We start from the raw sequence: 13,227 nt of genomic DNA on the forward strand, positions 1-13,227 counted from the left end.
ATCATATGAGTGAATTTTACGCACTATCTCTAAAGGCTGTTTTAAATCAGCAATTTTTAAACCGATTAGACACGCTTCATAGCTAGCCATCTGTCCTTTTGCATCTTTTGGACTTGCGTTCCATGTAGATGGAACTACAGCTTGCCAATTTTCAATCACGCCATTTTTAATTCTACACCAGTGGCTTAACATACCTCTTGGTACATTGCCAATAAATCTACCTTTATACTCTTTATTAGCATCAATTTGATATTTAGCACATGTGCTATCATCAATTTTTAAATTTTCAATTAGATTATTTAAGGCTTTTAAAGCATTATCAGCAATTATTTTTGCCTCAATCATTCTGCATGCAGTTCTACCTAAAGTTGATAAAACCGCACTCACTGGTAAACCAGTTTCAGCTAAGAATTTATCCACTACTGGAACTACATTTTTATTGCCTTTTACATAGTTTACTACTATATTTGCAATTGGCCCTACTTGCATTGGAAGTGAGTTATATCTTGGTGCCTTAATCCAGCTATATTTACCAGCTATATCAAAGACTTTTGACTCTTCCATTTCACCTTTAGCATTTAAAGTTTTAGCATCTTTAAAGCCCGTATAATTTGGTGTTGTATCGCCATCATATGGATGAAGAGGTGCATCATTTTTATACCATGAACGAGTTGCTTCTTCTGTTATTAGATTTTCATCTACTTCAAATACTTTAGAGATATCACCATTTAAGATATATCCACCATCAAATAGGTACTCATTAGCACCGATTTGGAAATCTTGATATGTCATCAAATTTGGTGTACCAATATCATTTACCACACTTGGTTCATTTGCATAAGCTTTAGCTGCCATTACAAGATCTGGCCAGTAAGCACGATTAATAAAATCGGCCATCTCTTGGAATTTGACCATATACTCACCTAATCTTGCTGGACTTTGAAGATCCATAACGCATGTAACGCCACCTACGGTTAGGCTTTGTGGGTGTGGTTGTTTAGCACCAAAAACAGCCATAGCTTGAGCAATTGTTCTTTGAAGTCTTAGGCACTCAAGATAATGGCTTAAAGCAATTAGATTTTGTTCTGGAGTAAATTTATATGTAGAGTGGCCCCAATATGCATTAGCAAATGGCCCAAGATTGCCTTTTTCTACGAATTTTTTTACTTTATCTTGTACCAGTTTTAACTGATCTGCACCGCATGCATATGGAGTATCGCAATACTTAAATGCTTCTTGACTAGCTTTTAGTGGATCTGCGCTTAATGCACTTACTACATCAACAAAATCAAGTGCATGAAGTTGATAAAAATGCACCGGATGGTCATGCATAAATAAAGCTGCATTCATAAGAGTTCTAGTTAGTTTTGCATTTAGTGGAGGGACTATTCCTAGAGCATCTTCTACAGCTTCTATACCTGCTCTATAATGAGAGAATGTACATACGCCACAAATTCTTTGTGTCATAAATCCAGCATCTCTAGGATCTCTACCCTTTACAATTACTTCGATACCACGCCAAAGAGTTGATCCACTATAAGCCTCTTTAACTACATTATTTTCATCTACGATTACTTCTACACGAAGGTGACCTTCAATCCTTGTAATAGGATCTACTACTATTCTTTGTTCGCTCATATTTTACTCCTTCTCTTTTGTTGCAGTAGCAATAAGTGCGTGAGCTGCGACAGCTACACCTGTGATTGCTAGTACGCCTATACCGATTTTATCACTTATTGCATCAGCGCCAAGCCCATCAAATACAGTGTGATATAGTCTATCACCTAGTGGCACTTCAAATGGCCCCATTTGATCCCAAAAATCTGGCTCAGAACAGCCTATACAGCCGTGACCTGCTTGGATTGGCCAGCTTGTATGTTGGTTAAATCTCTCACGAGAGCAGTTATTAAATGTATATGGACCTTTACATCCTACTTTATATAGACAATATCCATCTTTTGCGCCTTGATCACCAAATTCTTGTACGAATTCACCAGCATCAAATCTACCTCGTCTTTCACATAGATCATGAATTCTAAGACCATAAGCCCATTTTGGTCTATTATATACATCAAGCGCTGGAAGAGTACCAAATAACAAGAAGTTAAGCACATTACCAACGATATTTTTCTCACTTGGCGGACAGCCAGGAACATTGATTACTGGTTTATTTGTAATCTTATGAAGTGGTTGAGCATTTGTAGGGTTTGGTGCTGCTGCTTGGATACCGCCAAAGCTAGAGCATGTACCAATAGCAAAGATAGCAAGTGCATTATCACTAGCATGAATTGCATGCTCTCTACCTGTTGTACCTTTTGGCCCTACTGTTAGATAAAACGCACTATCGCCATCTGGGATACCACCTTCTACCATTAAAACATATTTACCTTTATATTTTTCTATAGCGTGTTCTAGATTTTCTTCAGCTTGCCAGCCAGCTGCTGCCATAACTGTCTCATGATACTCTAAACTAATATAATCAAAAATTAAACTATCAATGGTTGGGGCATCACTTCTTAAAAGACTCTCACTACATCCTGTACACTCTGCCATATGCAACCAAATAACTGGAAGCCTATCGCTAAGCTCAGCAGCTTGAGCCACCATCGGCGCAAAGCTTGCAGGTAAAGCCATAAGTGCTGTCATAGCTCCAGCCCATTTCATAAAATCACGACGAGTAAAACCATGCTCGCTTAATACTTCCATAATAGAGCTATTTTCTTTCATTTTAGGAAGCTTGGCTAATTCTGCTAGTCTATTTTGTATGGTACTTAGATTACGATTATCTACCATAAATTTCTCCTTGAATTGAGATTAAATTTATCTTAAAATAAATTCTTTCTCGTTATTTTACTATCATTTCACTTAAGAAAATTAATAAATAAAAATTAAATTTGAATTTTAAAGTTAAATTAATACAAATGGGCTAAAATCGACTATTTTGCTACAAATTTAGGACTAAATAGGCAGTTTTTATTGCAAATTTAAAAAATAAAAAGTTAATCATACAAACTTTATCCCAGTTAAATTGAAGTCTTAAATTCACTATTTAAATTTTATATATTAATAAAATTAACAATACTGTTATAATTATGAGGCTATTTTCATCACATTTGCAATACTGCATAAAACAAAAAACAAATCACCGCAGATATCTAAAGCCAAATATTATATAAATTTAAATTTAAATATAAAAAAAAGTTATTTAAAAATTAAAGAGAGCATAACCCTCTTTAATTTGGATAAATTCAAGCATAAATATCTAGCTTGCCAAGCTTTAAAGCCTCATTTTGAATAAATTGTGTAGGATCAGTTATTCTTGCAGGTGCCTCTTTATCTGGAGTTTGCATATTGACATCTGCTGTTTGACTAAATAGCTTTGCCATCATATTTTGCTCTATATCCATTGACTTTTTTAATGCCATCGTACTAGCTACTAAACTAGCCTCTGCGCTTCCGCTCATACCTGCTAACATTTTTAACTCCTTAAAATTTAGTCATAAGTATAATCGACTAAATTTTAAATTTTATTATTTTTTGGTGATTTTATATAAAAAATTTCCACTACTTTGAATAATTTGCACCATCACAATTAAAATTATTACCGTATAAGCCATAATATCTGGTCTAAAACGCTGAAATCCATATCTCATCGCTACATCGCCCAAGCCTCCACCGCCAACAGCACCCGCCATAGCTGTAAAGCCAATTACTACTATCAATGTAAGAGTTATAGCATTTATAATGCTTGGCAATGCCTCTACAAATATAACTTTAAATATTATTTGTGTTTTGGTTGCCCCATAGCTTAGGGCTGCTTCTATGATTCCATGATCTACTTCATTCATCGCATTTTCTATAAGTCTAGCAATAAATGGCGCTGAGCCAATGGTAAGAGGCACAATAGCCGCAGTAGTACCAATACTAGTGCCAACAATAAATTTAGTAAATGGAAATAGAACAATGATAAGAATAATAAATGGAAAACTTCTTAGTGTATTTACTATTATATCCAATGCGCTATATATAGCTTTATTTGGTTTTAAGCCATTTTTACCAGTTATAACTAAAATAATAGCTAGTCCAAGTCCAATTACAAAGGCTAAAAATGTAGATACAAAGGTCATATATAAAGTATCAAGTGTTGCTTCAAGTAATAATTTTGCTATCATTTTATCTCCCTTATAATCTCATATAAAGCACCTGCATTTTTAATAAATTCTTCAACTTTTAACTCATCTTTTGGCTCTACATTTATAACTAAACTACCTAAAACCTTATCTCCAAGCTTTTCAAGTTTTCCCCAAACTATATTAAAATCAATATCTAGCTCTCTTGCCATATTGGTTATTATACTATGCATTGCTACATCTGGTGGAAAAAATATCTTAATATTTACTCCATCATTAGGTAAAATTTCCTCTTCGCCAAGGAATTTTTTCATATTTTCATTTGGATTTAAAAATAATTCAACAATGCTACCTGAATTAGTTATAACACCACCTTCAAGTAAAATAGCTCTATTTGCTACGCTTTTTACTACTTCCATCTCATGAGTTACAATAACTATAGTAATACCTAAAGTTTGATTAATTTTAGCAAGTAGTGATAAAATTTGCTTTGTAGTATTTGGATCTAGCGCACTAGTAGCCTCATCGCTTAGGAGTATTTTTGGCTTTAATGCCAAAGCTCTAGCTATAGCTACTCTTTGTTTTTGGCCACCACTTAACTGACTTGGATAACTATTAGCTTTTGATTCTAGGCCGACTAATTTTAGTAGCTCTTCAACTCTATCTTTAATATCATTTTTATTCCATCCCCACATAACTAGTGGCATAGCGACATTTTCAAATACAGTTTTTCTACTCATCAAAGCAAAGTGCTGAAAGATCATACCTATATCTTTTCTTAACTCTCTTAGGCCTTGTTCATTTAGCTGCGAAATTTCCTTATCAAAGACTTTTAAGCTACCACCTTGATAATCCTCAAGTCCATTAATACAGCGTAAAAGCGTGCTTTTACCAGCTCCGCTATGCCCAACTATAGCAAAAATCTCGCCAGGCTTTATTTTGCAACTAACATCATTGATAGTAAGATGCTTACCATAATATTTTTTTAGATTTTGTATGCTTATCAACTCTTATCCTTTTGGCCTATATTTTTGAAATTTACATCATCATACTTTATAGGTTTTGAGCAAATTTAAATTTATTTATTGATTAGTTTTAAATTTGCTCTTTATATTAATTTATGTTAAATTGCCTAATTCATTAACTACTTTTGCTAGTTTATCTTTCGCAATTACTAATCCTTGACGATTGGTTTCAAGAACATTTTGTGGTGCATTTGCTATAAATTTTTCATTATTTAGCATACCTTCAAGCTTTGCTATCTCTTTTTCTAATTTTGTTTTTTGGCTATTTAGACGTGCTATAATAGCAGTTGTATCTACTCCAGCAAGTGGTACGAAACTTTCTAAATTCTCACTTACATCCCTAGCAGAATCAGCTATAATATCTTTTGTAATCTCTATATCTTCGCATTTAGCAAGTAATTTTATAAAATTTAAATAACTACTAATATCAAGATCTCTATTTAATTTAATAAAGGCTTTATTAATCTTAGCATTGCCTTGATCGATTGTAGCTTTAGCACGGCGAATACTAATAATAGCCTCAATAATAAGCTCAAATTCAGCTATAATATTATCATCTATCTGACTAGATTTTGGATATTTAGATATCATAATAGATTGGCTATTTTCTAAATTTGATCCGCTTAGTTCATGATATAGATATTCACTAATAAATGGCATAAATGGATTAAGTAGTTTCATACTCTCTTTAAATATCATTCCTAGCTCGCTAATTGCACTTTTATCAGCTTTACTAAGCTCAATACCCCAGTCACAAAATTCATCCCATAAAAACTTATAAACCCTATCAGCAGCATCGTTAAATCTATAACTATCAAGCGCTTTTCTAGTCTCATTTACAGCGATCTTGAAACGATTGAGCATATATTTGCCAAGTTTTGTATTAATTGTATTTTCATCAAAATCATTAAATTTATCAGCGTTCATTAGTAGAAATTTACTAGCATTATATAATTTGTTAGTAAAGTTTCTACTTAGCACCATCTGTTCACTACTCATTCTAATATCACGCCCTTGAACGCATAATATTGTTAGAGTAAAGCGTAAAATATCAGCAGAAAATTCATCTATCATATTTAGTGGATCAATTACATTGCCACTACTTTTACTCATCTTTTTACCATCTTTATCTTTTACTAGTGCGTGCAAGTATATATCTTTAAATGGTAACTCTCCTAGAGCGTTGTTACTTTGAAACATCATTCTAGCAACCCAGAAAAATAATATATCAAATCCAGTTATTAGCATTGTATTTGGATAAAATTCACTCAAGTCACCCTCGTTCCACTTTTGCCCTTTTAGCGCTTGACCATTTCCCCACCCAAGCGTGCTAAATGGCCAAAGCCCTGAACTAAACCAAGTATCTAGCACATCTGGATCTTGAGTAAAATTAGCTCCATTACATTTTGGACATTGTGATGGCTCATTTTCATCAGCCCACTCATGGCCGCAATCGCAGTAAAATACCGGAATTTGATGCCCCCACCAAAGCTGACGAGATATACACCAATCTTTAAGCTCTCTCATCCAAGCATTAAAACTATTTATCCAATGTGATGGGTAGAATTTAGCCTTACCTTCATTGACGCTTTTGATAGCTTCATCTGCAATTTGAGATTTGACAAACCACTGCTTAGAGATATATGGCTCAACAACATTTTTACACCTATAGCAATAGCCAACTTGGTTTTCATAATCTTCTATTTTTTCTACAAAGCCCTCATCTTGTAGCCTTTGAACGATTTTATCTCTAGCTTCTAATCTTTCTAAACCTTGAAATTCGGCACAATATTCGTTTAAAATTCCCTTCTCATCAAATATAGTGATAAAATCTAAATTATGCCTTTTACCAACTTCGTAGTCATTAACATCATGAGCTGGAGTAACCTTAACTACACCGGTACCAAACTCACTATCAACATGACTATCAGCAATAATCTTAATTTTACGATTAATTAGTGGCAATACAACCTCTTTGCCAATTAATTCTTTATATCTGCTATCATCTGGATTTACCATTACAGCAGTATCACCAAAATATGTCTCTGGTCTAGTTGTTGCAACTACTACAAATTTAGATTTTTCATCAGCTAGTGGGTATTTTAAGTAGTATAGTTTTCCTTTATTTGCTTTGTGTTCTACCTCTACATCACTTAATGCTCCATCGTGAGTACACCAGTTAACCATATAATTGCCACGGATTATAAGCCCTTTATTATATAAGCTTACAAAGGCTTTTTTGACTGAGTTTTTAAGCCCTTCATCCATAGTAAATCGCTCTCTAGACCACGCTGGAGTAATTCCTAGACGTCTCATTTGATAGACTATAGTACCGCCACTTTTTTCTTTCCATTCCCATGTTTTTTTAAGAAACTCATCCCTGCCTAACTCCTCTTTGGTTATACCTTGAGCTAGTAGTTGCTTTTCAACTACATTTTGCGTAGCTATCCCTGCATGATCAAGGCCGGGTTGCCATAAGGTTTTATAGCCATCCATTCTTTTATATCGAGTAATTATATCTTGTAAAGTAAAGGTTAATGCATGTCCTATGTGTAAAACACCAGTAACATTTGGTGGCGGCATCATAATACAAAATGTTTTGCCATCTTCTTGAATATTTTTATTTCCATCAATTTCAAAATATCCACGATCTTCGCAAATTTTATAAAATTTCTCTTCTATTGTTTTTGCATCGTAAAATTCAGCCATATTTTGCCTTTTAATAAATATAAAAAATATGCGATTTTAGCTAAATTTAGATAAATAAATTATAAAATTTATGTAGCTATAAGCCTTTTTAATAGATAATAGCAAGTTTAAATTTTAAATTTGAAAGGAATGAAATGGATTTTCGTATAGAAAAAGACACCATGGGTGAGATTAAAGTCCCTAATGATAAATATTGGGGAGCTCAAACTGAAAGAAGTTTAGAAAACTTCAAAATAGGTAAAGGCACAATGCCTTCAGAAGTTATAGAAGGTTTTGCATATCTTAAAAAAGCTTGCACTATTGTAAATAATAAACTTGGCCGCCTTGATGATGCTAAGACTAAAGCTATATCTCAAGCTTGCGATGAGATTTTAGAAGGCAAACTTGATGGCAATTTCCCACTTGTAGTGTGGCAAACAGGTAGCGGTACGCAATCAAATATGAATTTAAATGAAGTGATTGCAAATCGTGCTACTGAGATTTTAGGTAGTGATTTTAGAACACAAAAATTAGTACACCCAAATGATGATGTAAACAAAGGTCAAAGCTCAAATGATACATATCCAACAGCGATGAGAATTGCATTTGTGCTTGAAATTGCTAAACAATTAATCCCAGCAATTGATACTTTATATGCTACGCTAGATGCAAAAGCTAAAGAGTTTGCAAACCTTGTAAAAATCGGTAGAACCCATCTTCAAGATGCAACTCCACTTACATTAGGTCAAGAATTTAGCGGCTATGCTCATATGTTAAAAGCTAGCAAAGATCAAATTTTAGCTACAATTCCATTCCTTGAAGAGTTAGCAATTGGCGGAACTGCAGTTGGTACAGGTCTTAATAGTCATCCAGATTTTAGCCCAATGGTAAGTGAAGTATTAAATGAAATTACAAAAACTAAATTTAGCTTCAAATCTCACCCAAATAAATTTCACGGACTAACAAGCCATGATGCTGAAGTATTCTTAAGTGGTGCATTAAATGGTCTTGGTTCAAACTTAATGAAAATCGCAAATGATATCAGATGGTTAGCAAGCGGTCCAAGATGCGGTATTGGCGAGATTAATATCCCAGAAAATGAACCAGGTAGCTCAATTATGCCAGGTAAGGTAAATCCAACTCAGTGCGAAGCTGTAACAATGGTAGCTGTTCAAGTAGCAGGCAATCATGTAAGCGTAGCAATGGGCGCAAGTCAAGGTAACTTTGAACTAAATGTATTTAAGCCAGTAATTGCTCATAATATCTTAGAAAGTATTAGATTATTAAGCGATTCTATGATTAGCTTTAATGATCATTGTGCTGTGGGCATCACTGCAAATGTAGAAAAAATAGATAAACTACTTCATGAGAGTCTAATGCTAGTAACTGCATTAAATCCACATATTGGATACGAAAATGCAGCTAAAATAGCTAAAACTGCTCATAAAAACGGAACAACTCTAAAAGCTGAGGCTATAAATTTAGGTCTTTTAACAGCTGAGCAATTTGATGCTTGGGTAAGACCTGAAGATATGATTGCACCTAAAAAATAGAGGTGAATTAATTTTGCAATGACATAAAATTAGTTATGAATTTACTACCTTATATGTCATTGCAAGGAAGTTGCTTGCAACTTCCAAACAGATCTTTTAAATTTATTTTAATTCATAAAGCAGCAATCAATACAAAGCAATTCTAAGTAAAAATACCATCTATTAAAATTAGCTCTAAAAGATTTAAAGAAGATGTAAAAATCTATATTTAAATTTACTACAAGCTCCAACAATGATTAATTGGCCCATTTCCATGACCAATAACTAAACCACTTTTGAGTGCGTTTGTTACATACTCTTTAGCATTTTTGACTGATTGATTAATACTTAACCCATTAGCGATATTGCACGCAATAGCTGAAGATAGCGTACAACCCGTACCGTGAGTATTATTAGTATCTACTTTAGGAGCACAAAATTGGCTAAATTCACCATTTTCATAGAGTAAATCAACTGCAACATCTTCTCTCCAATGACCACCCTTTATTAATACACTTTTACAGCCATAATTACTAATTTTAATAGCTGCAGTTTTCATATCATCTATATTTTTTATCTCCATACCACTTAATACACTAGCTTCTGGCAAATTTGGCGTTACTACACTTGCAAGATTAAAAAGCTCTTTAGTATAAACTTCTAACGCACTCTCATCCATTAATCTTCCTCCAGTTGTTGCCACCATCACAGGGTCTAAAATTATATTTTTACAATTATATTTTTTAAGCATTTTAGCAACTGAACGCATAATATCTGCATTTGAGAGCATTCCTAATTTTATTGCATCTGGAGTTATATCACTTAAAACTGAATCTATTTGCGCCTCTACAAACTCAGGCGAACAGTTTAAAACTCCACTAACTGCTGTAGTATTTTGTGCAGTTAGCGAGACTATTACTGCCATTGCGTAGTGCTTATGAGCTGTAATTGTTTTTATATCAGCTTGAATCCCTGCCCCACCTGATGGGTCTGAACCTGCTATAGATAGTACTTTTTTCATATTTTTCCTTTATATTAACTGAAATTTATAATCAGTTTTGTATAATAGCAAGTCAAATTTAACATTTAAGGATAAAACGATGAAAAAACTACTAGCTTTAAGCCTTGTTGCTGCAAGCCTTGTTGGCTCTGCTTTTGCTCAAACACTAAAAGTTGGCGCCACTCCGGTTCCTCACGCTGAAATACTTGAATTTATAGCTCCAGAGCTAAAAAAATCAGGTATAAATTTGGAAATAAAAGTATTTAACGACTATGTAATCCCAAATATTGCAGTTGAAGATGGTGATTTAGATGCTAATTTTTTCCAGCATATACCATATTTAGACGAATTTAATAAAAATAAAGGCACTCACCTAGTAAAAACTATAGGCGTTCATTTAGAACCAATGGGTGTTTATAGTAAAAAAATTAAATCTTTAAGTGAGTTAAAAAATGGTGCAATAGTAAGCATTCCAAATGACCCTACAAATGAAAGCCGTGCACTTGATGTACTAGTATCTGCTAAATTAATAGAAGTTGATACAAATGTAAAGCTACGCACCCCTTTAGATATCACTAAAAACCCTAAAAATCTCAAATTTAAAGAGATAGAAGCAGCTACTTTACCACGTACTTTAGATGATGTAGATATTGCAGTTATTAACACAAATTTTGCAATGAATGCAAACTTAAACCCTACAAAAGATGCTCTAGTAATCGAATCTAAAGAGAGTCCATATGTAAATATTGTAGTTGTAAAAGATGGAAATCAAAATAAAGATAGTATAAAAGCTCTAAATCAAGCATTGCAAACTCAAGCTCTTAAGGATTTCATAGCTGAAAAATATAAAGGTTCTATAGTTCCAGCTTTTTAATTTAAATTTATTTTTAAGCTAAATTTGGGGTTATTTTAGATATAATTAGCCCCAAATTTTTATAAATTAAGGATATAAAATGTCAAGAAAATGTGCAATTACAGGCAAAGGCCCTATGGTTGGAAATAATGTAAGCCATGCTAACAACAAAACAAAAAGAAGATTTATGCCAAACCTTCGCACAGTCCGTGTAATGCTAGAAGATGGCACAACTAGAAAAATCAGAGTTGCAGCTTCTACATTAAGAACAATGAAAAAACAATCAAAATAACCATTTAAAAAGAGGAATTTATGTCTTTGATTAAAAAGATTAAAAAATTCCTCCACTGGACTGATGAGTCCAAACCCGAGTATGATCTAAATACTGAACTTTATCAACAGTTAAAAGCCTTCCGACTTCCATTAATATTTGTCGTACTAATGATGCTATTTGGCACATTAGGATATATGATTACTAGTGGTTTTACACTAATAGATGCAATATATCAAGCTGGAATGACATTTACAACTGTTGGATTTACCGAAGTCTCACAAATCACTACCACTGGACGTCTTTTTACCATCATTTTTATACTTATAGGATTTTGTTTTTTTACATTTTCTATGGGTCTTGTTATTGAGATTATCAAAAAAGGTGTCTTAACTAGGATTTTAAAGGAAAGAAGCATGATATATAAGATCGCAAGACTTAAAAATCACTTCGTAATCTGCTATCATAATCTCTATACTATCGAGCTTTCAAGGCAATTTAGAGAAAACCACATTCCATTTGTAGTTATTGATAGTAGAGAAGATTTAGCCCAAATAGCTGAAACATATAAATATCCATACTATATAATAGATGAACCTCATACCCAATCAGCTATCTTAAAATCACACCTCTCTAGCGCTAAAGGTCTAATCACTCTAAGCCCACATATTGCTGATAATATCGCTCTTATTGCCACAGTTAGATTATACGAAAAAGAGCTTGGTAGGATTAAGCCATATTTTATTATGACTAACTCCGATAATGATAATGACACCCAAAAGCTAATAAAACTAGGCGCAGACTCAGTAGTAAGCCCATCAAAGCTAGTAGCTCAAAGAATCTCAGCTATGAGCGTACGCCCTGATATGGAAAATATCCTAGAGCAATTTTTATACAAAAAAGATTCTCCTATAGATATGGAAGAGATTAGAGTCCCAGAGGCCTCATGGATGAGATTTAAAAGAATAAAAGAGACTCATTTAAGAAAACTTACAAATGCTGATATCGTCGGTATCACAGACCAAAATGGCAAATTTAATCCAATGCCAAATGGCGATACTTTAATTGGCACTAGCTCAAAGCTATTAGTAATTGGAACTGCTGAGAGCATTAGAGCAACAAAACGGCTAATTTTTAGCAAATACAAACCAGAGGAGCTAAAATATGTTTAACCTAATCAGTCTTAAAAACGGCCTTGAAAATGTAGATGGATTTTTCTTTGGTGGCGTTAGTACCGGGCTTAAACCAAATGGTGATAACGATCTTGGATTTATCAGAGCCGATGAGCCATTTATGCTTTCAGCTAAATTTACATCAAATAAATTTCAAGCTGCACCAATTGTACATTTTAAGCGTTATGAAAAAGGATTTAAATCAAATTTCTTACTACTAAATTCAAAAAATGCCAATGCAATGACAGGGCAAAGTGGCGTAGATGATATTGATGAACTTTTTAATATTTTAAATCAAAAAACCCAGCTAATAAATCCAATTATGAGCTCTACTGGAGTGATTGGATATAGATTAAATCAAGAAAAAATCAGATCTGGATTTGATAAATTTGATCTTAATCAAAAAAGTAGTGACTCTGTAGCAAGAGCAATTATGACTACTGATAGCTTTAAAAAAGAGATAGCTTTTAGAGTTGAGCTTGAAAATGGCAAAAGCTTTAATATTGCAGCCATTTGCAAAGGCGCAGGTATGATAAATCCAGCATTTGCTACTATG

At 33.5% G+C, this 13,227-nt stretch carries 12 protein-coding genes; 5 read left to right on the forward strand and 7 right to left on the reverse strand.

The features are described from left to right. The 6 genes from J6V67_RS01465 to J6V67_RS01490 form a co-directional block, all read right to left on the reverse strand. A partial coding sequence (locus J6V67_RS01465; RefSeq protein WP_291857560.1) for a nickel-dependent hydrogenase large subunit occupies positions 1-1,638 on the reverse strand: 1,638 nt, incomplete at its 3' end. Between the two features lie 3 nt (positions 1,639-1,641). After that, a complete protein-coding gene (locus J6V67_RS01470) occupies positions 1,642-2,793 on the reverse strand; it encodes a hydrogenase small subunit (protein ID WP_289258755.1) in 1,152 nt (383 codons plus the stop codon). A gap of 455 nt (positions 2,794-3,248) precedes the next feature. Further along, positions 3,249-3,476: a hypothetical protein gene (locus J6V67_RS01475; RefSeq protein ID WP_291857587.1), complete on the reverse strand. Its 228-nt coding sequence runs from the start codon at positions 3,474-3,476 to the stop codon at positions 3,249-3,251. A gap of 54 nt (positions 3,477-3,530) precedes the next feature. Next, complete coding sequence (locus J6V67_RS01480) at positions 3,531-4,172, reverse strand: methionine ABC transporter permease (protein ID WP_291857589.1); 642 nt, start codon at positions 4,170-4,172, stop codon at positions 3,531-3,533. Beyond that, on the reverse strand, positions 4,169-5,137 hold the full coding sequence (locus J6V67_RS01485; RefSeq protein ID WP_291857591.1) for a methionine ABC transporter ATP-binding protein: 969 nt from the start codon (positions 5,135-5,137) through the stop codon (positions 4,169-4,171). Before J6V67_RS01485 ends, J6V67_RS01480 begins: the two co-directional genes overlap by 4 nt. A gap of 111 nt (positions 5,138-5,248) precedes the next feature. Next, entirely contained in the window at positions 5,249-7,864 is a 2,616-nt protein-coding gene (locus J6V67_RS01490) for a valine--tRNA ligase (RefSeq protein ID WP_291857593.1), read from the reverse strand. Between the two features lie 134 nt (positions 7,865-7,998). Between J6V67_RS01490 and fumC the strand changes: the two genes are divergently transcribed. Then, the gene (gene fumC, locus J6V67_RS01495) at positions 7,999-9,396 is read left to right on the forward strand and encodes a class II fumarate hydratase (RefSeq protein WP_291857595.1); all 1,398 of its coding nucleotides are present in this window, start codon (positions 7,999-8,001) and stop codon (positions 9,394-9,396) included. A 217-nt stretch (positions 9,397-9,613) separates the two neighbouring features. On the opposite strand, the gene thiD is transcribed toward fumC, so the two are convergent. Beyond that, positions 9,614-10,396 (reverse strand): bifunctional hydroxymethylpyrimidine kinase/phosphomethylpyrimidine kinase, encoded by a 783-nt coding sequence (gene thiD / locus J6V67_RS01500; protein ID WP_291857597.1) that lies wholly within the window; start codon positions 10,394-10,396, stop codon positions 9,614-9,616. Positions 10,397-10,475: 79 nt separating this feature from the next. Here thiD and J6V67_RS01505 point away from each other — a divergent pair, with 79 nt between their 5' ends. From J6V67_RS01505 to J6V67_RS01520, 4 genes are all read left to right on the forward strand, one after another. Further along, a complete protein-coding gene (locus tag J6V67_RS01505) occupies positions 10,476-11,249 on the forward strand; it encodes a MetQ/NlpA family ABC transporter substrate-binding protein (RefSeq protein WP_291857599.1) in 774 nt (257 codons plus the stop codon). 79 nt (positions 11,250-11,328) lie between these two features. After that, entirely contained in the window at positions 11,329-11,520 is a 192-nt protein-coding gene (gene rpmB / locus J6V67_RS01510; protein WP_291857601.1) for a 50S ribosomal protein L28, read from the forward strand. 20 nt (positions 11,521-11,540) lie between these two features. Further along, positions 11,541-12,671 (forward strand): TrkA family potassium uptake protein, encoded by a 1,131-nt coding sequence (locus tag J6V67_RS01515; protein ID WP_291857603.1) that lies wholly within the window; start codon positions 11,541-11,543, stop codon positions 12,669-12,671. After that, a partial coding sequence (locus J6V67_RS01520) for a bifunctional ornithine acetyltransferase/N-acetylglutamate synthase (RefSeq protein WP_291857605.1) occupies positions 12,664-13,227 on the forward strand: 564 nt, incomplete at its 3' end. The genes J6V67_RS01515 and J6V67_RS01520, both read left to right, overlap by 8 nt.

This window comes from Campylobacter sp. (assembly GCF_017646085.1).
GTDB lineage: Bacteria > Campylobacterota > Campylobacteria > Campylobacterales > Campylobacteraceae > Campylobacter.